The organism is Streptomyces sp. NBC_00045, from assembly GCF_045041095.1.
Taxonomy (GTDB): Bacteria; Actinomycetota; Actinomycetes; order Streptomycetales; family Streptomycetaceae; genus Streptomyces.
In genome coordinates this window covers 2,595,271-2,614,009 of record NZ_CP108271.1, presented here as the reverse complement: position 1 = coordinate 2,614,009, position 18,739 = coordinate 2,595,271, and the positions used below count along the sequence as shown (strand labels likewise).

18 protein-coding genes and 1 pseudogene are annotated in these 18,739 nt (G+C 71.8%); 7 read left to right on the top strand and 12 right to left on the bottom strand.

Annotated features, from left to right (window positions below):
* Positions 1–57: 57 nt before the first annotated feature.
* The 3 genes from OHA65_RS12245 to panB form a co-directional block, all read right to left on the bottom strand.
* Entirely contained in the window at positions 58–900 is an 843-nt protein-coding gene (locus OHA65_RS12245; RefSeq protein WP_327283158.1) for an ABC transporter permease, read from the bottom strand.
* Positions 897–1,931 carry an ATP-binding cassette domain-containing protein gene (locus OHA65_RS12240; RefSeq protein ID WP_327283157.1) on the bottom strand — a complete coding sequence of 345 codons (1,035 nt, stop codon included), beginning with the start codon at positions 1,929–1,931 and terminating at the stop codon, positions 897–899. The genes OHA65_RS12245 and OHA65_RS12240 overlap by 4 nt, the downstream gene beginning before the upstream one ends.
* Positions 1,932–2,032: 101 nt before the next feature.
* Positions 2,033–2,893 carry a 3-methyl-2-oxobutanoate hydroxymethyltransferase gene (panB, locus tag OHA65_RS12235; RefSeq protein WP_371643384.1) on the bottom strand — a complete coding sequence of 287 codons (861 nt, stop codon included), beginning with the start codon at positions 2,891–2,893 and terminating at the stop codon, positions 2,033–2,035.
* A 338-nt stretch (positions 2,894–3,231) separates the two neighbouring features.
* On the opposite strand from panB, the gene OHA65_RS12230 reads away from it, so the two are divergent.
* Positions 3,232–4,260 carry an endonuclease/exonuclease/phosphatase family protein gene (locus OHA65_RS12230; RefSeq protein WP_327283155.1) on the top strand — a complete coding sequence of 343 codons (1,029 nt, stop codon included), beginning with the start codon at positions 3,232–3,234 and terminating at the stop codon, positions 4,258–4,260.
* Between the two features lie 143 nt (positions 4,261–4,403).
* Here OHA65_RS12230 and OHA65_RS12225 read toward each other — a convergent pair whose 3' ends face one another.
* The 4 genes from OHA65_RS12225 to OHA65_RS12210 all read right to left on the bottom strand — a co-directional run bounded on the left by OHA65_RS12225 (position 4,404) and on the right by OHA65_RS12210 (position 10,001).
* Positions 4,404–6,158 (bottom strand): NAD+ synthase, encoded by a 1,755-nt coding sequence (locus OHA65_RS12225; RefSeq protein WP_329313394.1) that lies wholly within the window; start codon positions 6,156–6,158, stop codon positions 4,404–4,406.
* A gap of 86 nt (positions 6,159–6,244) precedes the next feature.
* Entirely contained in the window at positions 6,245–7,513 is a 1,269-nt protein-coding gene (locus OHA65_RS12220) for a hypothetical protein (RefSeq protein WP_405761860.1), read from the bottom strand.
* 126 nt (positions 7,514–7,639) lie between these two features.
* Entirely contained in the window at positions 7,640–9,268 is a 1,629-nt protein-coding gene (locus OHA65_RS12215) for a multicopper oxidase family protein (protein WP_327283152.1), read from the bottom strand.
* A 109-nt stretch (positions 9,269–9,377) separates the two neighbouring features.
* Positions 9,378–10,001, bottom strand: a complete 624-nt coding sequence (locus OHA65_RS12210; protein WP_405761858.1) for a hypothetical protein — start codon at positions 9,999–10,001, stop codon at positions 9,378–9,380.
* A 71-nt stretch (positions 10,002–10,072) separates the two neighbouring features.
* Between OHA65_RS12210 and OHA65_RS12205 the strand changes: the two genes are divergently transcribed.
* Positions 10,073–10,783 (top strand): DUF998 domain-containing protein, encoded by a 711-nt coding sequence (locus OHA65_RS12205; RefSeq protein ID WP_327283150.1) that lies wholly within the window; start codon positions 10,073–10,075, stop codon positions 10,781–10,783.
* Positions 10,780–11,658, top strand: a complete 879-nt coding sequence (locus OHA65_RS12200; RefSeq protein WP_327283149.1) for an alpha/beta hydrolase — start codon at positions 10,780–10,782, stop codon at positions 11,656–11,658. The genes OHA65_RS12205 and OHA65_RS12200 overlap by 4 nt, the downstream gene beginning before the upstream one ends.
* Before the next feature lie 52 nt (positions 11,659–11,710).
* Here OHA65_RS12200 and OHA65_RS12195 read toward each other — a convergent pair whose 3' ends face one another.
* From OHA65_RS12195 to OHA65_RS12180, 4 genes are all read right to left on the bottom strand, one after another.
* The gene (locus tag OHA65_RS12195) at positions 11,711–12,130 is read right to left on the bottom strand and encodes a CBS domain-containing protein (protein ID WP_327283148.1); all 420 of its coding nucleotides are present in this window, start codon (positions 12,128–12,130) and stop codon (positions 11,711–11,713) included.
* Positions 12,131–12,252: 122 nt separating this feature from the next.
* Positions 12,253–13,002, bottom strand: a complete 750-nt coding sequence (locus OHA65_RS12190; protein ID WP_405761856.1) for a DUF305 domain-containing protein — start codon at positions 13,000–13,002, stop codon at positions 12,253–12,255.
* Positions 12,999–13,652 (bottom strand): DUF3105 domain-containing protein, encoded by a 654-nt coding sequence (locus tag OHA65_RS12185; protein ID WP_327283146.1) that lies wholly within the window; start codon positions 13,650–13,652, stop codon positions 12,999–13,001. The genes OHA65_RS12190 and OHA65_RS12185 overlap by 4 nt, the downstream gene beginning before the upstream one ends.
* A gap of 72 nt (positions 13,653–13,724) precedes the next feature.
* Positions 13,725–14,135 (bottom strand): hypothetical protein, encoded by a 411-nt coding sequence (locus OHA65_RS12180; RefSeq protein WP_327283145.1) that lies wholly within the window; start codon positions 14,133–14,135, stop codon positions 13,725–13,727.
* 173 nt (positions 14,136–14,308) lie between these two features.
* Here OHA65_RS12180 and OHA65_RS12175 point away from each other — a divergent pair, with 173 nt between their 5' ends.
* Positions 14,309–15,670, top strand: coding sequence for a glutamine synthetase family protein (locus OHA65_RS12175; protein ID WP_327283144.1), 1,362 nt, complete (start codon positions 14,309–14,311; stop codon positions 15,668–15,670).
* An 84-nt stretch (positions 15,671–15,754) separates the two neighbouring features.
* Here the strand turns inward: OHA65_RS12175 and OHA65_RS12170 are convergent.
* Positions 15,755–16,807, bottom strand: a pseudogene (locus tag OHA65_RS12170) (tyrosine-type recombinase/integrase); the annotation flags it as partial.
* On the opposite strand from OHA65_RS12170, the gene OHA65_RS12165 reads away from it, so the two are divergent.
* The 3 genes from OHA65_RS12165 (at position 16,732) to OHA65_RS12155 (ending at position 18,449) form a co-directional block, all read left to right on the top strand.
* Positions 16,732–17,322, top strand: a complete 591-nt coding sequence (locus OHA65_RS12165; protein ID WP_405763400.1) for a UTRA domain-containing protein — start codon at positions 16,732–16,734, stop codon at positions 17,320–17,322. The pseudogene OHA65_RS12170 and the gene OHA65_RS12165 overlap by 76 nt on opposite strands.
* A 376-nt stretch (positions 17,323–17,698) precedes the next feature.
* Positions 17,699–18,007, top strand: a complete 309-nt coding sequence (locus OHA65_RS12160) for a hypothetical protein (RefSeq protein WP_405761855.1) — start codon at positions 17,699–17,701, stop codon at positions 18,005–18,007.
* Between the two features lie 109 nt (positions 18,008–18,116).
* Positions 18,117–18,449 carry a trypco2 family protein gene (locus tag OHA65_RS12155; protein WP_405761854.1) on the top strand — a complete coding sequence of 111 codons (333 nt, stop codon included), beginning with the start codon at positions 18,117–18,119 and terminating at the stop codon, positions 18,447–18,449.
* The last annotated feature ends 290 nt before the right edge of the window (positions 18,450–18,739 follow it).

Below are 18,739 nucleotides of genomic sequence, written 5' to 3'. Positions count from 1 at the left end.
CCCCCCCCGTGCGGGGCCCGTCCGGGACGCGATCCGGAACGGACCGACCGTCCCGGATCAGGTCTTCTGGCGGAACTTGCGGACGGCGAGCGGCATGAGGACCGCGGTGATGGCGACCGACCAGGCCAGAGTGATCCACACCGAGTGGCCCAGTGGGGTGCCGTTCATCAGGCCGCGTGCCGCGTCGGCCAGGTTCGACAGCGGGTTGTAGTCCGTGAAGGACTGCAGCCAGCCCGGCATGGTCGTCGGCTTGGCGAAGATCGAGCTGCCGAACTGCAACGGCATCAGGACCAGCATCGCCATGCCCTGGACGGCCTGCGCGGTCTTCATCGTCAGACCCAGCAGGATGAAGATCCACATCAGGGAGGCGCCGAAGACGGCCGACAGCCCGATGGCCAGGAGCAGCGCCGGCACCGAATGGACGGACAGGCCGAGCATGAAGCCCACGGCGAGCAGGATGGCGTTGGCGACCATCATCCGGCCGAGTTCGACCACGATCTTGGCGATCAGCACGGAGGACCGGGCGATCGGCATGGACCGGAACCGGTCCATCACGCCCTTCTTGAAGTCGTCGTTGACGCCGGTGCCGACGCCCATGGCGATGTTCATGCCCATCATCGCCATCAGGCCCGGGACCAGGTAGTTGACGTACTGCTCCTGGTTGCCCTTGCCGGACATCGCGCCACCGAAGACGAACACGAACAGCAGCGTGAAGATGATCGGCATGAACACGGCGTCGAACATCGACTCCGGGTCCTGCTTGATCTGGAGGGCGTTGCGCCGCACCAGGGCGCCGATGTGGCGCAGGTTGGCGCGCAGGCCGATCCGGCCGTCCTCGGACGGGGCGGACGCCGCGGCCGCCGGGGCGGCCACGGGCTTGGTGGTGGTGACGGTGCTCATGCCGCGACCTCCTCGGTCTTCTCGGTGGGAACGGACTCCTCGATCGAGGTGGGCCGATGGCCGGTGATGGCCAGGAACACCTCGTCCAGGCTGGGCAGGTACGTGCCGAGATCGGCGATCCCGTATCCGCGGGCGGCCAGCAGGCCGACCACGGCGGTCAGCTGCTCGTCGCTCAGGATCGGGACCAGCAGCACGCCCTCGTCCGGGACGGCCTGCGAACCGGCGATGCCGTCGAGCCCTGCCTCCGCCAGCGCACGGGCCATGCCCGGCAGGTCGGAAGCGGCGGCGGGGCGGATCTTCAGGGTCCGGCCGCCGACGCGGGCCTTCAGCTCGTCGACCTTGCCGTTGGCGATGACCTTGCCCCGGTCGATGACCGTCAGCTCGTTCGCGAGCTGCTCGGCCTCCTCCATGTACTGGGTGGTGAGCAGGACGGTGGCCCCCTCGGCAACCATCCGCTGCACCTCGTCCCACACCTCGTTGCGGGTGCGGGGATCGAGGCCGGTGGTCGGCTCGTCCAGGTACAGCACGGCCGGGCGGCCGATCATCGAGGCGGCCAGGTCGAGCCGGCGGCGCATGCCGCCGGAGTAGTTCATCGCGGCCTTCTTGGCGGCCTCGGTGAGCGAGAACCGCTCCAGCAGCTCGTCGGCGCGGGCCCGGGCCTCCTTGCGGGACAGGTCGAGCAGCCGGCCGATCATGTAGAGGTTCTCCCAGCCGGAGAGCTTCTCGTCGACCGAGGCGTACTGGCCGGTCAGGCCTATGGTGCGCCGGAGCTGCCGCGGCTGGCGGACCACGTCGTAGCCCGCGACGATCGCGGTGCCGGAGTCCGGGACGATCAGGGTGGAGAGGCAGCGTACGAGGGTCGTCTTGCCGGCGCCGTTGGGACCGAGGACCCCGAGGACCGTGCCCTCGCGCACGTCCAGGTCGACACCGTCCAGGGCTTTGGTCTCGCCGTAGTGCTTGACCAGTCCCCGCACCTCGACGGCGTGCGAGCCGTTCAGGGGATTCTTGTCGTTTCGCGTCATGTCCATCATGGGACCATCCGCGACCGACAACGCACCGACAGGCGACCGACAGGCAGCCGACAGCCCGCCGACGACACGTCGGCGGGCTGTCGGACCGGGATCCGGCCGGGTCAGTGGAAGCTGTGCTCGGCCTGCGGGAACGTTCCGCCGACCACGTCCTCGGCGAACGCCTTCGCCGCGTCGCCCATGGTCGCGCGGAGGTTCGCGTACTGCTTCACGAACTTCGGCATCTTCCCGCCGGTCAGACCCATCATGTCGGTCCACACCAGCACCTGCGCGTCGCACTCCGCGCCGGCACCGATGCCGACCGTCGGGATGTGCAGGGACCGGGTGACCTCGGCGGCCAGCTCGGCCGGGACCAGCTCCAGCACCACCGCGAAGGCGCCCGCGTCCTGCGCCGCCTTGGCATCGCGCAGCAGCTGGTGCGCGGCCTCGTCGCCGCGGCCCTGCACCCGGTAGCCCATGGCGTTCACGGACTGCGGGGTCAGGCCCAGGTGGGACATGACGGGGATGCCGGACTGCACGATCAGCTCGGTCTGGTGCAGCGAGCGCTCGCCGCCCTCCAGCTTCACGGCCCCGACACCGGCCTCCTTCACGAGGCGGGTGGCACTGCGCAGCGCCTGCACGGCGCCTTCCTGGTACGAGCCGAACGGCAGGTCGCCGACGACGAGGGCCCGGCTGGTGCCCCGTACGACGGCCGCCGACAGCAGGGTCATCTCCTCCATCGTCACGGGGACGGTGGTCTCGTAGCCGAGGTGACAGTTGCCCATGGAATCGCCGACGAGGATGACCGGGATGCCGGCCTCGTCGAAGACGGACGCGGTCATCGCGTCGTAGGCGGTGAGCATGGGCCACTTCTCGCCGCGCTCCTTGGCGAGGGTGAGGTCGCGGACGGTGATCCGCCGGGTGCCCGTGCCTCCGTACAGGGTGGGGGAGGTGGCTTCGCGGGCAGGCGAAACGGCATGCGTCATTGCAACTGCTCCTTGTGTCATCTCGAGGCGCCCTCACGGCGTCCCCGGACTCACCCACCATGGTGGCACCTGCCCGGCCCGTGGGGAAAGTGGCGCGAAGACCGGTGCGTCACACTCCCGGCCCACACGAGGCGCCCTCATGGCCCCCTCATGGTCCCCTCCTGGGGCGTTCGACGCGCGCGAGAGCGAATGTGCGCGTTTCGTGACAAGCGGAACCTCGGCCACACGGCTGTTCGTCCTTGCGGACGTACGGCCGGAACACGGCACGGAAGGCTTCGTCGATCGCCTAGGGTCAAGGTGCGGGGACGGAGCGCAAGCACGGCAGCGAGGGCAGTGGCATGGCACAGGCGTACATGACGGAGACGGGGAACGGCGGCTCGGAGCCCGAGCCCTCCGGATCCCGCCTCCGGCGCCGACTGGCCGGGCTGCGCCACGACCGGGGCATCTGGCGGCGCGGGATCGTGACCGCGGCCCTGGCCGCCCTGATCTCACTGGTCATGATCTTCCACGCCGAGCTGTCGAACGACGTCGGCAACCTCGGCAGCCTCACCGAGACCTTCCTGCCCTGGCTGGGCCTGGCCGTGCCGCTCCTGCTCGCCGCCGCCGTCGTCCGCAAGTCGGCCACCGCGCTGATCGCGATACTGCTGACGGCCGTCGTCTGGGTGAACCTTTTCGGCGGCCTCGTCCTCGACAAGTCCGGCTCCGGCGGCAACCTGATGGTCGCCACCCACAACGTCGACGCCGACAACACCGACCCGCGCGGCACCGCCGCCCAGGTCGCGAAGTCCGGGGCCGACGTCCTGGCCCTGACCGAGCTCAAGGGCAGCGTGGTCCCCGTCTACGAGCAGGCCCTCGCCGGCACGTACAAGTACCACGCCGTCGAGGGCACGGTCGGCGTGTGGAGCAAGTACCCGCTGAGCTCCAGCCTGCCCGTCGACATCAAGATGGGCTGGACCCGCGCCATGCGCACCACCGTGGACAGCCCGCACGGCCCGATCGCCGTCTTCGCCGCCCACCTGCCCTCCGTACGGGTCAAACTGAACGCGGGCTTCACCGCCAACCAGCGCGACAACAGCGCCGGGGCCCTGGGCGCCGCGCTCGCCGCCGAACCGCTGAAGAAGGTCATCCTGCTCGGCGACCTCAACGGCACCATGAACGACCGCTCCCTGTCCGAGGTCACCTCGCAGATGCGCTCCACGCAGGGCGCGGCGGGCAACGGCTTCGGCTTCAGCTGGCCGGCCCAGTTCCCGATGGCCCGCATCGACCAGATCATGGTCCGCGGGATCACGCCCGACGCCTCCTGGACCCTCCCGCGCACGGGCAGCGACCACCTGCCGGTCGCCGCGCGGGTGACCGTGCGCAAATAGGCTCCGCCGGGGCCGGGCCGGGGCCGTGCCGCCGGCTCAGGGGCGGCCGGTTCCGGCACCGCCGGGTGCACCCGAACGGTTCGAGGGGGGCTCGCCGCCGAAGCGGGCCGGCCCCCCTTTCCCGTTCCTGCCGGGCGTAGCGGCTAGGCCTGCTCGCGCCAGCCGTTCGTGATGGGCAGCCGGCGGTCCTTGCCGAAGCCCTTCGCGGAGATCTTCGTGCCCGGCGGGTACTGGCGGCGCTTGTACTCCGCCGTGTCGACCATCCGCAGGGTCTTCGCGACGAGCTCCGCGTCGAAGCCGGCCGCGACGATCGCGTCCAGGCCCTGGTCGCGGTCCACGTACCGCTCCAGGATCGCGTCGAGCACCGGGTAGTCCGGCAGCGAGTCCGTGTCCACCTGGTCCGGGCGCAGCTCGGCGCTCGGCGGCTTGACGATCGAGTTCTCCGGGATCGGCGGGGCCTCGCCGCGCTCGGTCGCGGCCCGGTTGCGGTAGCGCGCGAGCCGGAAGACGTCCGTCTTGTAGACGTCCTTGATCGGACCGTACGCGCCCACCGAGTCGCCGTACAGGGTGGAGTAGCCGACGGCCAGCTCCGACTTGTTGCCCGGGGCCAGGACGATGTGGCCCTCCTGGTTGGACACCGCCATCAGCATCGTGCCGCGCAGCCGGGACTGGAGGTTCTCCTCCGCCAGGCCGGTCAGGCCCAACGCGCCCATGTACGCGTCGAACATCGGCTCGATCGGCACGGTCCGGAAGTTCAGGCCGGTCCGCTCGGCGAGGTCGGCCGCGTCGCCCTTGGAGTGGTCCGAGGAGTACTTGGAGGGCATCGAGATGCCGTACACGTTCTGTGCGCCGATCGCGTCGCAGGCGATCGCGGCGACGAGGGCGGAGTCGATGCCTCCGGACAGCCCGATCAGGACGGAGCGGAATCCGTTCTTCTTCACGTACGCGCGCAGGCCGACGACCAGCGCGTCGTACACCTCCTCGTCGTCGTCCAGGCGGTCGGCGTATCCGCCGGTGGCCACGGGCTCGTACGGCTCCACCGGCTCCTCGGAGAGGATCACGCGGTCGATCCGCAGCCCGTCGTCCACGACGCCTTCGGGAGCGTCGCTGGACGCCGCGGGCAGTTCGAGGTCGACGAGGACGCAGCCCTCGGAGAACTGCGGCGCGCGCGCGACGACCTCGCCGGAGGCGTCCACGACGATGGAGTCGCCGTCGAAGACCAGCTCGTCCTGGCCGCCGATCATCGCCAGGTAGGCGAGGGTGCAGCCGGCCTCCTGGGCGCGCTTGCGGACCAGTTCGAGGCGCAGGTCGTCCTTGTTGCGCTCGTACGGGGAGGCGTTGACGGAGATCAGCAGGCCGGCGCCGGCGGAGCGGGTGGCCGGCACGCGGCCGCCCTCCTGCCAGAGGTCCTCGCAGATCGCCAGGGCCACGTCGACGCCGCGCACCCGGATCACCGGCTGGGTGTCGCCCGGCACGAAGTACCGGAACTCGTCGAACACGCCGTAGTTGGGCAGGTGGTGCTTGGCGAACCGGAGGACGACCTTCCCGCCGTACAGCACGGCCGCCGCGTTCTCCGGGGAGCCGGCGGGACGACCGAGCCGCGGGGCGGCCTTCTCCGTACGGTCGAGGTAGCCGACGATGACCGGCAGTTCCCCGAAGCCCTCGGCCGCCAGCCGCTCCGCGAGTGCGCGCAGCGCGGTGCGGGAGGCCTCGACGAACGAGCCGCGCAGGGCGAGGTCCTCGACGGGGTACCCGGTCAGCACCATCTCCGGGAACGCCACCAGGTGGGCGCCCTGCTCGGCGGAGTGCCGGGTCCAGTGGACGACCGAGTCGGCGTTGGCGGCGATGTTGCCGACCTGCGAGTCGATCTGATTCAGAGCGAGGCGAAGTTGAGGCACGGGACCCAGTCTAATCGTCTTTCTGACGCGATGTCTTGGGTCCCGTGCTTCCGGCGTGCTCCGGTCGTGCCCGGGCGGCGCTCCGGTCAGCCGATCGCGCCGCTGAACTTCGCGTTGGGCAGCATGACTCCGGGCGAGATGTCGGCGCTGATGTGCTCGGTGCCCTCGGGTACCTCGAAGGCCACGACCCCGCTGGCGGACTCGCCCGGCAGGATGTCGCCCCTGATCATCTTCGGGACGTCGCCGTCGAAGACGAGCTTGGCGGTCATGCCCTTCTCGTCGCGGACGTTGGGCATCGCGTAGATGACGTTGTGCGCGGCGGAAGAGCCGTTGGTGATGGTCAGCGTCATCTCCACCGCGTTGCCCACGGTGGAGTACTTGTTCTTCGTGACGTACTTCTTCGGCGTCGAGAGGGTCACCTTGATGCCGTTCGGGTACGTGTACGTCTCGCCGAACGGCAGCGGCGTCGTCATGCCGGGCACCTGCGAGGGCGTCGGCGTCGGCGACGGCCTCGCGAACGGCCGCGTGCCGGGGCGCAGGTCGGCCGGGGGGTCCCGGTCCTCGTCCAGCCGGCGTGCGGCCGCCTTGTCGAGGATGAGCCCGGTGAAGAGGAAACCGCCGACCGAGGTGCCCAGGCCGAGCACGGCGAGGATCGTGCCCACGATCGCCATCGTCTTGCGACCGGCACGCGAGGCGCGGACGAGGGCGCCGATGCCGATGCCGATGCCGATCACGGCGAGGAGGGTGCCCGCCCAGAAGAGGAACGGGACGAGGCCGATGACCACCGCGGCGATGCCGAGGACGAGGGCGGCGACGGCCAGGCCGTTGGTGGGTGGGGCGGGCGCGCCCCACGGGTTGCCGGGGACAGCGCCGGGAGCGGCGTGGGCGCCCCAGACGTTGGCGGGCGGCACGGGCCCGCCGAACGCGGGGGCCTGGGGCACGGGCGCGGTCGGCGGCGCGAAGGACCCGGGTGCGGGCGGTGCGAAGGCGTCGACGGGCGCGGGCTGCGGGACGGGCGCGGGCGCCGGGACGGGCGCGGGCTGCGGCGCGGCGGCGGGAGCGGGGGCAGGCTCGGGGGCCGGGGCCGGGGCCGGGGCCGGGGTCGGGGTCGGCTCGGGGGCCGCGGCGGGCTGCGGGTCCGGTTCGGATGCCGGTTCGGATGCCGGTTCGGGCTGGGCTCCTGCTTCCGGGGCCGGCTCCGGCGCGGGTGCGGGCTCCGGGGCCGGCTCCGGCTCCGGGGTCTTCCGGAGCGACAGCGGCTGTGCCGGCTCGGTCGCCGGCTCCGGTATGGGCGTGCCCGCGGATTCCGTCGGCGGACCGGACGGATTGCTGGGCGGGTTCGGGGGCGTGCTCATACCTGGCGGAAGTCCTCACGGGGGATGGTGTGCTCGGTGATCACCAAGCCTGCCATGCGCCCCGGACGGCTCCAAGGGGGATTCGGCTCCCGGCCCTCGGGCCGGGAGCCGAACGCCCTTCGGGAGCTACCGCTGGTAGCCGAGCACCGTCATCATCCCGGCCTCCGCGTGGTACACGTTGTGGCAATGGGCCATCCACAGACCGGGGTTGTCGGCATCGAAGTCCACCGTCAGCTTCTCGCCCGGCAGGACCAGTGCGGTGTCCTTTCGGGCGCCGCCCGCTCCACCGGCGAGGGCGAACGTGTGCCCGTGCAGGTGCACCGGGTGGAACATCGTTGTCGAGTTGTTGAACTCCAACCGGACCCGTTCGCCCGCCTTCACCGGGTGCCGCTGGTCCGGGGTGTACGGCTTGCCGTCGAAGGCCCAGTCGTACTTCTCCATCCCCCCGGTCAGCTTGATCCCGATCGTGCGGTCCGGCGTACGGGGCGCCAGTGCGACGGGCTGCGCGGCCCGCAGCCCGACCGCCGTCAGCGGCGTCCCGGCCAGCTCGGCGGGCCGGGTCCCGGCGGTGGGAGCCTGCCCCGGCCCGGTGCGCAGCACGGCGAGGGCCGAGGCCGAGGCCCCCTTGCCCTCGGCGAGCGCGGTGAGCGGGAACACCCCGTCCTGCGCGGTGACCAGGACGTCGTACCGCTCGCCCATGCCCAGCAGCAGGGAGCCGGTCTTCGCGTGCTCCACCGGGTAGCCGTCGGTGTGGGTGACCGTCAGTTCGTGGCCGCCGAGGGCGATCCGGAAGGCGGTGTCCCCGCCCGCGTTGACGATCCGCAGTCGGATCCGGTCGCCCGGCTTGGCGGTGAAGACCGACGGGTCCTGTGGCGTCCGGCCGTTGACCAGGTAGTGCGGGTAGGCGATGTCGCCGGGGTCCTTGCCGAGGACGTCGCTCTCCCCGCCCATGAGCATCCGCGCGGGCGCGCCCCCGGCCGGGGGCGGGGAGGCGACGGCGCCGTGGTGGCCGGCGTGCCCGCCCGATGTCGGGGCCGATCCCGTGTCCATGCCCTTGCGGAGTTCGGCGAGGACGGCCTCCGGGGTGGACCCGTCCACCCCGTCGATCCAGTCGTCCAGAACCACCACCCACTCCTTGTCGTAGGAGAGGGGCTCCTTCGGGTCCTCGACGATGAGCGGCGCGTACAGGCCCCGGTCCAGCTGGAGTCCCGAGTGCGGGTGGAACCAGTACGTCCCCGGGTGCGCGACGGCGAACCGGTACGTGAACGACGCGCCCGGCGCGACGTCCCGCTGGGTCAGGCCCGGCACCCCGTCCATGTCGTTGCGCAGGGCGATGCCGTGCCAGTGCAGGGAGGTGGCCTCGGGGAGGTTGTTGGCCAGGGTCACGGCGAGGGTGCCGCCCGCGGTGACCCGGACCTCCCGGCCGGGCAGCTCGTCCCCGTACGCCCACGAGCGGACGGTGAACCCGCCGCCGAGGTCGAGCGGGGTGGCGGTGGCGGTCAGCTTGACCTCGGAGACGGGCCCGGTGGCCTTGCGGGCGGCCTCGGCGGCCTGCACCTCGGGCCCGGCCGGGTCGACGTAGCCGCCCGGCGTGGCGGCGGGGGAGGAGCCGTCGTGGTTCATGGAGCCGTGGCCCATGGAGCCGTGGCCCGTGCCGGTCGTGCCGGAGCCGTCGGAGCAGGCGGCGAGCAGCCCCGAACCGGCGAGGGCGGCGGTGGCGCCGAGAACGGCGCGGCGGGTGGGAAGAGAGCGCATGGGAGCACCTCGTGGTGTGGTCGAGCGAGCGGATGGGCGCCGTCTGCTGCCGCCGCTCGGGTCCTGCGCGCGGGGGCGCGGGCATGCGGGGGCGGCAGCGGGCCCGTCGCTATACGCGCAGTACCGCCAGCCGGGTGAGGAGTTCGCGGGGCGAGGGCGGGTCCGGTCCGCCGGACCGGCCCGGCGCGCGGGCCGCGCCCCCGAGCGGCGCGGCGTCGCGGAGGCCGGCCGGTCCGGCGCCCAGGATCAGCAGGGTGAGTCCGCCGAGCACGGCCAGGCACACCGACATGGGGTCCATGCCGGACCCGACCGGCGGGGCCTCGGCGGCGGGGCCGGGGGCACCGGGGTCTGCGGTGTGGACGCCCGGCGCGGGGCCCGCGGCGCGCTCCGGAGCCCGGCCCGCGGTGTGGTCCGGCGCGAGGCGCGCGGTGTGGTCCGGAGTGAGGGCCGGCGGTCGGCCCGCGGTGTGGTCCGGCGTGAGGCCCGCGGTGTGGTCCGGCGTGAGGGCCAGGTTGTGGTCCGGAGTGAGGGCCGGAGCCCGACCCGCGGTGTGGTCGGCGGCACGCCCGGCCGGGGCAACGGCGGCGACCGCCGTCGCGTCCTCCATGGCGTGGGAACGACTCGGATGGCCCAGGGTGTGCATGGTGACGATGCCCAGGAGCAGCGCAGCGAACAGCAGCCGCCGGGGCCACCGGACGGCTCGCCGGTCGGTGCGCAGGGCGGGGCGCGTCATGGGCGGAACCCTACCCCGGGTGGGTATCTGATCGTAGGACCGGGTCCGCCGTGTTGAGGATGATGCGCAGGATGTCCACAAAGCCCGAAGAGGGGTTTCTCGTGAAGAGCGCAGGGCCGGTCGCCCTCCTCATCGGCCTGGGCGCCGCCGCGTACACGGCGTGGGTGCTCGAAGTCGTACTGTCGACCGGCCTGAACCCCATCGAGACGTACGTCAGTGAGCTCGCCGCCCAGGACCAGCCGCTCGGCGGACTGTTCCGGGCCACCGACTTCACGGCCGGCCTGCTCGCCTTCGCGGGCGGCCTGCTCGCCCTGGTCGGGCTGCTGCGCCGCGCAGCGTCCCGGCGCCCCTGGTCGATCGCCGGCTGGGCCGGCGTCACCCTCTTCGGCGCGGCCACCGCCGCCGACGCCTGGCTCCCGCTCAGCTGCACACCCACCGTGGACCCCGTCTGCGCCGCGCGGGAGACCGCCGGCCTGGTCCCGGCCACCCATCAGGCCCACGCCGTCAGCAGCAGCCTCGCCATGACCGGAGCCCTCGTCGGGATCGTCGCCCTCACCGTCGCCGCCCGCCGCTACGGCCGGCACGCCCCGCTCGCCCGCTACGGACCCGCCCTGGTCGCACTGGAACTGCTGGCCACCGTCTGGACCCTGTCCGCCATCTCGCTGTTCACCGCCGGGCGCGGGACCTGGGCGCTCGGCGCCGGGCAGCGGCTCCAGGTGCTGTTCGTGGCCCTGTGGCTGGGCCTGCTCGCGTACTGCGTCCACAAGGAGCACCGCACGTGACGACCGGCCGTTTCGTCCTGGTGGAGGGAGCTGCGCTGCACGTCGTCGTGGAGGGGAGCGGGCCGCCCGTGGTGCTGAGTGCCGGCCTCGCCATGGCCTGGTTCGACTGGGACCCCGTCGCCGCGCTGCTCGTCGCGCAGGGCCGTACCGTCGTCCGCTTCGACCGGCCCGGGCACGGCCTGAGCGCACCCGCCACCGCCCCGCCGACCGCCGCCGGCGAAGCCCGCCGGATCGCAGGGCTCCTCGACGCGCTCGGCCTGGCCGGCCCCGTCACCGTGGTCGGGCACTCGATCGCCGGGTTCCACGCCGAGGCCTTTGCGCGCCTGTACCCCGAGCGCACCGCCGCGCTGGTCCTGGTCGACAGCAGCGTCGAGGAGGACCCCCGCACGGCCTTGCCCGTCGGGGTGCGCACCGGCGCCGCCCGGCTGCTGGGCCGGGCCCTGACCGCCGCCGGGCTGCCCGCCGCGCTGGGCCCGCTCGCGCGCCGCGCCGTCGTACGGGCCTCCCGCACCAGCAGCGGCGACCTCCCCCTGCCTTCGGCGGGGGGACCCCCAGCCGCGCGGGACCTCGTACGCCGCTGCTACCGCACCGGCCGGGTCTGGCGCGGCGCCCTGCTGGAGAACTCCCGCTACCCCGACACCGCCGCCGAGGTCCTGGCCCTGCGGGCCGGGCGCCCGCTGGCCGTGCCCGTCACCGTCCTCGCCGGGTACGACGGCTCGGCCGGGCGGGGGGCGCTGCGCTGGCTCGCCCGGCAGGCGGGGCTGGCCGACCGGCTCGGCGCCCGCTTCGAGGTCGCCGAACCGGCGGGGCACCTGGTCATGCTGGACCGCCCGGGCCGGGTGGCCCGGGCGGTCCTGGACGCGGTGGTGCGGTAGTCGTACCGACGGGGTGGGCCGGTGGCCGGGCTGCGCCGGGCGGGTGGGGTGGTCAGCGCCTCGCGTAGACCTTCTCGACGAAGCCCGCCATCTGGTGCTCGTCGAGGTGCTGGGCCAGGTCGGCCTCGCTGATCATGCCGACCAGCTTCTTGTCCTTGATGACCGGAAGCCGCTTGATGCGGTGGCTCTCCATCTCGTCCAGCACATCGGTGACGTCGGCGCCCGCGTCGATCCAGCGGGGGGTGCCCTGAGCCATGTCACCGCAGGTCATCTCGGCCGGGTTCAGCCCCTGGGCCACACAGGTCACGACGATGTCGCGGTCCGTGATGATGCCGCACAGCCGCTCGGCGGCATCGCTGATGGGAAGGGCGCCCACATTGAGCCGGCTCATCAGCCGGGCGGCCTCGTCCAAGGTCGCGGTGGCCGGGATCCACTGGGCCCCGGGGTGCATGATGTCTGCCGCGGTGGTCATTGCCTGCCTCCTGGGGATGCCGGTGCGGCCGGGCGCGGACGCGCCCGCCACGGCACCCTCGGGAAGCCGGTGGGGGGAGGGCCTGATGAGGGCGCCTCCCACCACCGTACGGGCGTGGCCCGTCACCCGCGCGGTGCAGCCCCGCGCTGTTTCAGCATGTCCGCCATGAGGGTGAGCTCCGACTGCTGCGCCTCGACCATCCCCTGGGCCAGCGCCCGCTCGACGGGGGTCTCGCACTGCGCCGCACAGCCCCGGGCCATCGCGACACCACCCTTGTGGTGGTCGGTCATCAGCTGGAGGTAGAGCACCTCCGCGTCGCGGCCCTCGGCGGCGCCGAGCTGCGAGAGCTCCTCCTTGGTGGCCATGCCGGGCATCAGCGCGCCGGACTTGGTGACGGCGCCGCCCATGTCGTGGCCGCTCATGTCCTGGCCGGCCGTGTTCTGCCCGCTCATGTCGTGGCCGCTCATGTCGTGCCCGCCGCCGTGCTCGTCCGCGGAGCCCATCCACGACATCGGCGGCTCGCCGGCCACCACCTTCGGCAGCCCCCACAGGTCCAGCCAGCCCAGCAACATGCCCCGCTGGTTGGCCTGCGTGTTGGCGATGTCGTAGGCCAGCCCGCGCACGGCCTCGTCCTTCGTGCGGTCCCGCACGATGAACGACATCTCCACCGCCTGCTGGTGGTGCACGGCCATGTCCCGGGCGAAGCCCGCGTCCGGCGAGTAGAGGCCCGGCGCGCGGGCCGACGTACCGGAGCCGGAGCCGTCGCTGCTGCTCGCGGCGGTGACCGTGGCCGCCGCCGCGAACAGCAGCGCGAGCAGGACGGCCGTCCCCGCCGCCCAGTACGTACGGGTGGTACGGGCCGTACGGGTCACTTCTCGGCCAGCCCGTTGGTGCAGGCCGCGCCCGGCTCGGGGGTCTGCGGGCCCTGCACGTACTTGGTGAAGAACTGCGCGACCCGCGGGTCGTCGGCCTTGTCCACCGTCAGCTGCTTGCCCCAGGCGCTCAGCACGATCGTGCCGGCCTGCTCCTTGTCCGGGCTCATCAGGGTGTACGGGGTCTTGGACACCGTCCCGGCGAGCGCGTCGAGGTCACCCTTGGAGGCCTTCTCGTTGTACGTCACCCAGACCGCGCCGTGCTCCAGCGAGTGGACGGCGTTCACCTCGGGGACGGCGTTCTTGTAGACGTCGCCGTTGCAGTTCATCCAGCGGGGGCTGTGGTCACCGCCGACCGGCGGGTTCACCGGGTACTTCACCGGGGTCTCGACGTGGTTGCGGCCCAGCGTCTTCGCGTCCCAGCTCTGCTCGCCGGTCACCGGGGCCTTGCGGGCCGCCGCCGTGGCCTCCCGCTTCTCCTTCTTGTCGATCATCACCCACGCGCCGAAACCGATGAGCCCGGCGGCGACGGCCACCGAGGCCGTGACCGCGATGGCCGCGTTGCGCCGGTCACGGGCGCGCTCGGCGCGGCGCATCTCGGCTATGCGAGCCTGCGGGGAGTTGCTGTCGTTCGGGGTCCAGCTGGCCATGTGCCCTGAATCCTTCTGCTGAGGGGGGTGGAGGGATGGATCCGGTGGAGCGCGGTACGCCGCCCGGACCCGTCAGGTCCGCAGCACTTGGAGGGCATGGAGGTCGGGGGCACGGGCGAGCGTCCCGGGCGGCCGGGCCGGCCCGGCGCCGGCGGTGCGCGCGACGGTGTCCGGGACCGAGCCCGCCACGGTCACGGGCGGCGGCGGGGCGGGCAGGACGCCGGGGGCCACGTGCGAGAAGGGGGAGCAGCCGGGCGGCTCGTCGGGCGACACGCAGACGGCGCGCGTCCCGTACTCGTGGGCGGGCCCGCTCGCGGCACTCGCCGCAGGCGCTCCCGCCGCGCCGCCCACGGCGTGCGGATCACCCGGCCGTACGCACAGGAACAGTGCTCCGAGCAGCACCGAAAGGGCGACCGCGATGACGGCGCGCCGACGTACGTGGCGCCCGATGCGCCCGCGCCGTATGTGCTCCCAGCCCCCCATGGGCGCAGATGGTAATGCTCATGACCGGCCCACGGTCAGTGCGGGGGTGCCGCCATCTTTCAAGGGTGCGTAATGTGGCGGAAACCGCGGCCGGCGATACTGGGCCCGCCCGACTGTGCCCCCGCCCTCGGGGGAGGTGGTACACAGGCCGTCTGAACTGCGAGGATGAAGGCATGGACAAGCAGCAGGAATTCGTCCTCCGGACGCTTGAGGAGCGCGACATCCGCTTCGTGCGCCTGTGGTTCACCGACGTACTGGGCTTCCTGAAGTCCGTCGCGGTCGCCCCCGCCGAGCTGGAGCAGGCCTTCGACGAGGGCATCGGCTTCGACGGCTCGGCCATCGAGGGCTTCGCGCGGGTCTACGAGTCCGACATGATCGCCAAGCCGGACCCCAGCACGTTCCAGATACTGCCGTGGCGCGCCGAGGCCCCCGGGACCGCCCGGATGTTCTGCGACATCCTGATGCCGGACGGCTCCCCCTCCTTCGCGGACCCGCGGTACGTGCTCAAGCGCATCCTGAACAAGACCTCCGACCTGGGCTTCACCTTCTACACCCACCCCGAGATCGAGTTCTTCCTGCTGAAGGACAAGCCGCTGGACGGGACCCGCCCGGTACCGGCCGACAACTCCGGCTACTTCGACCACACCCCGCAGAACGTCGGCATGGACTTCCGCCGCCAGGCGATCACCATGCTCGAATCCATGGGCATCTCGGTCGAGTTCAGCCACCACGAGGGTGCCCCGGGCCAGCAGGAGATCGACCTCCGCTACGCGGACGCGCTCTCCACGGCGGACAACGTCATGACCTTCCGCCTGGTCATGAAGCAGGTCGCGCTCGAACAGGGCGTCCAGGCCACCTTCATGCCCAAGCCCTTCTCGGAGTACCCCGGCTCGGGCATGCACACCCACCTCTCCCTCTTCGAGGGGGACCGCAACGCCTTCTACGAGTCGGGCGCCGAGTACCAGCTCTCGAAGGTCGGCCGCTCCTTCATCGCAGGTCTCCTCCGCCACGCGGCGGAGACGGCGGCGGTCACCAACCAGTGGGTCAACTCGTACAAGCGCATCTGGGGCGGCTCATCCCGCACGGCCGGCTCCGGCGGCGAGGCCCCGTCGTACATCTGCTGGGGCCACAACAACCGCTCGGCCCTGATCCGCGTCCCGATGTACAAGCCGGGCAAGACGGGCTCCTCCCGCATCGAGGTCCGCTCGATCGACTCCGGCGCCAACCCGTACCTCACGTACGCCGTCCTGCTGGCCGCCGGCCTCAAGGGCATCGAGGAGGGCTACGAACTCCCGGCGGGCGCCGACGACGACGTCTGGGCCCTCTCCGACGCGGAACGCCGCGCGATGGGCATCGAACCCCTCCCGCAGAACCTCGGCGAGGCCATCTCCCTGATGGAACGCAGCGAACTGGTGGCCGAAACCCTCGGCGAACACGTCTTCGATTTCTTCCTGCGCAACAAGAAGCAGGAGTGGGAGGAGTACCGGAGCGAGGTCACGGCCTTCGAGCTCCGCAAGAACCTTCCAGTGCTGTAAGGGCAGGTCAGAGCCCCTTTGGGGCGTGTATGGCATCCCGGGCCCACGGTCGCTGACCGTCGGCCCGGAGTCGTCTAAATAGCCCTGGGCCGTCTGTGGGCCGTCCGACGCGGAACCTGAGTCCTTGTAGACCCCGTCCCCGGCCTTCCGGGTCCGCCCCTCGCTGCTCGGCATGAGGTGCGTGTAGGTCCGGAGCGTGAAGCCGGGGTCACTGCGCCCCAGGTACGTGCTGAGCGCCTTGACGTTCTCGCCGGCGTCCAGGAGCACCGAGGCGTAGAAGTGCCTCAGCGCGTGCATCCCGTGCTCGCGCGCGGCCTGGTGACGCTCACCGGGCTTCGGCTCCTCCAGCACCCCGGCTGTGACGAGGGCGGGCTTCCACACGCGGGTGTTGAAGTCGGTCCGCCGCACGGCCCCGCCGCCGGCGAGCGAGAACAGGAGCCGCTTCGTGACGAGCGGCCCGTCCGGCCGGAGCCAGGGGAGCGTCACGTCCACGGGCGGGAACTCCTCGCTGTGCTGCTTGAGCACATGGGCCACGCTGTCGGGAAGCGGTACGTCCCGCTCCTTGCCGCGCTTGGGCGGTGAGAACACGAGGTGCCCATTGACCACCTTCACTTGGCAGTCCACGTGGACCCACCCTGTCCCGCCGTTCACCGCGCCCACGGCGAGCCCGAAGATCTCGCCCTGCCGCAGCCTGCAGCCGCCGCCGACATCGGCCATCGCTCGGTACCGCGCGGGGAGCGCGGACCGCACGGCGAAGACGCGCTCCGCGGTCCACGGACGTACACGGGGCGTCGCGGCCAGGGGAGCGCGGACTGAAGTCGCACGGCACGGGTTCTTGAGCAGGTGCCCGTCTTCCACGGCCGCGGTCAGCACGGCCGACACGGTGTTGAAGATGACGCGCCGGTAGGAGGACTTGGGGAGGAGGTTCTCCAGTACGCCGAGCCACTCCCGAATGTGCTCGGGCTTGAACGAGCCCAGGGGCCGGGTGCCGATGTGCGGGAACGCGTGGAGCCGGAGCTGTACCTCCACGGTGGTGCGGGTGGCCATGTCGGTGGTCTGCGCTGCGATCCACTTCTCGCCGTACTGGCGGAAGGTGGTCCGGCCGGCGGCCGGGTCGAGGTAGGCACCCCGGGACATGTCCGCCTCGATGTTGGCGAGCCACTGCTCGGCGAGACGCTTCTCTCGGTCCCGGAACGACTTGCTCTTCTCGGTGCCGTCGGGCCCGATGTACCGGGCGCGGTAGCGAAGCCGAGGCCCGCGGGATCACAGCTGGGGAGCCGGTACTACGGCGCTCCCGTGTCTACCGCGACGAACACACACACGCTGTTATCTCGCACTCGACCTCATGGATCCCGGCGTCGTTCGCCGAGCAGCTGCCGGAGCTGGTCATGGGCAAGCGATTGAGCGGCGGCACCTCGATCGACGTGATCACCCGTCACACTGGCAGGCCGGTCGCACAACGGTTCAGCTCGATGTGGGCTCGCATCACCACGCCTGCTGATGCCGGGACACTCGAAATTCCCGAGGACGCCCGCGCCGCTGTCATCGTTCTGACCGTCCGTGTCGTCGACACCAACGGCATGACGATCGAATACGGCGTCGACGTCGGAGGCCCTGGCTCCCGCTGGGCCAAGGAGGAGTCTGTCGGATGACCTCTCCGCTGCGCGATGATGGCCTCTTGCACGCGGCCGAGGAACACCTGGATGCTCTTCTGGCCGCCCAGAGTCTCGGCGTCCTGCCTCAGGGCGGGAAGAACGAGATCACGCGCATCATGCGGACGCTTGCAGGACGAAGCGGCCCGGCCAAGCTCGTCCTGATGGCCGGCCTCCCCGGTTCAGGGAAGACCACCCTCGCCCGCGACTTGGAGACCCGCGGGTTCCTCCGCCTCTGCCCGGAAGAACGGGTCTGGCGGGTGCACGGGCACTACGGGCGAGACTTCCCCCGCGGCGAGTGCAGGGTCAGGGAACGCCCGGTCCTCGACGGCATAGCGGCTGAAGCGCGATCCGCGCTGGCTGCCGTGACGTGGCCATGGATCACGGGTTCTGGACCGTGGAGGAGCGCCAGGAGTGGCGCCTACTTGGCGAACAGGCCGGCGCGGCCCTGACGCTGGTGTACTTGCCCGCGACCCACGACGAGCTGTGGGGACGCATCGAGGAACGCAACCAGCAGACGTTCGACAACCCGAACACCATGTACTTCAGCGAGTCAGACCTCCGACGCCACGCCGGCCGCTTCGAGGTGCCCGGCTCGGACGAGCCACACCTCGTCCATGACGGACGTTCGTCGAGTCTGCTGCGGGCACTTGGCTACGGCGACACCGCGGAATCGGCACGCTAGACCGGAGCATTTCCAACAGGCAGTTTACGGATTGCCTCCAGAGCGTCGGTTGGTGGTCCGTAAGGTGTCCGTATTCATGTGACGGTGTATCGAATTGGGGTGGGGTCGAGTGGACATTCCTCTGGTGGACGCGGTGGCTGCGGTGCGCGACGAATTGATCGCGGCGGCGGCACTGGGCGGGAACCATCCGGACTTGGTGTTCGCCGTGGGGCCGGTGGAGATGGAGTTCGAGGTCGAGCTGCGCGCGGACGCGAAGGCGAAAGCCGGGTTCAAGCTCTGGGCCGTGGGAGCGGAGACGGAGGCAGGGGCGTCCCGTGGTCGCACGCACCGGGTGTCGTTCACGCTGACGCCGAAGACCAAGAGCGGTGATGACCTGCTGGTCAGCGGTGCGCTTGAGCGCCCCTTGGGCCCAGGTGACGCCTCGGACCGCATCCCGGACTGACCGGAGCATCACTGGATAGGTCGCCTCCGACCGGAGGGCGGCGGGTGGCTTACACGTCTTGGGGCTACGGGTGGAGCGAGCGCGTCTGATGGGGGTGACCCGGCCGGGGCACCCAGGTTCGGGGTACGCGGTCGGCGGCCAGCTGGTGCTGGCGTCTGCACACGTCGTCGCCCGGGCCGGTGAGCGGGTGGAGGTATTCCGCCCCGCCGCCGACCGTGTCTTCACTGGCGTGGTCGTGTGGTGCGGCACACCGGGCGGAAGGGACGACGCGGCCCTAATCCGCGTCGACA

Coding starts and splice junctions, on each gene's coding strand:
- OHA65_RS12245 (WP_327283158.1), bottom strand. CDS start 900: ATGAGCACCGTCACCACCACCAAGCCCGTGGCCGCCCCGGCGGCCGCG.
- OHA65_RS12240 (WP_327283157.1), bottom strand. CDS start 1,931: ATGATGGACATGACGCGAAACGACAAGAATCCCCTGAACGGCTCGCAC.
- panB (WP_371643384.1), bottom strand. CDS start 2,893: ATGACGCATGCCGTTTCGCCTGCCCGCGAAGCCACCTCCCCCACCCTG.
- OHA65_RS12230 (WP_327283155.1), top strand. CDS start 3,232: ATGGCACAGGCGTACATGACGGAGACGGGGAACGGCGGCTCGGAGCCC.
- OHA65_RS12220 (WP_405761860.1), bottom strand. CDS start 7,513: ATGAGCACGCCCCCGAACCCGCCCAGCAATCCGTCCGGTCCGCCGACG.
- OHA65_RS12215 (WP_327283152.1), bottom strand. CDS start 9,268: ATGCGCTCTCTTCCCACCCGCCGCGCCGTTCTCGGCGCCACCGCCGCC.
- OHA65_RS12210 (WP_405761858.1), bottom strand. CDS start 10,001: ATGACGCGCCCCGCCCTGCGCACCGACCGGCGAGCCGTCCGGTGGCCC.
- OHA65_RS12205 (WP_327283150.1), top strand. CDS start 10,073: ATGTCCACAAAGCCCGAAGAGGGGTTTCTCGTGAAGAGCGCAGGGCCG.
- OHA65_RS12195 (WP_327283148.1), bottom strand. CDS start 12,130: ATGACCACCGCGGCAGACATCATGCACCCCGGGGCCCAGTGGATCCCG.
- OHA65_RS12185 (WP_327283146.1), bottom strand. CDS start 13,652: ATGGCCAGCTGGACCCCGAACGACAGCAACTCCCCGCAGGCTCGCATA.
- OHA65_RS12180 (WP_327283145.1), bottom strand. CDS start 14,135: ATGGGGGGCTGGGAGCACATACGGCGCGGGCGCATCGGGCGCCACGTA.
- OHA65_RS12175 (WP_327283144.1), top strand. CDS start 14,309: ATGGACAAGCAGCAGGAATTCGTCCTCCGGACGCTTGAGGAGCGCGAC.
- OHA65_RS12160 (WP_405761855.1), top strand. CDS start 17,699: ATGGATCACGGGTTCTGGACCGTGGAGGAGCGCCAGGAGTGGCGCCTA.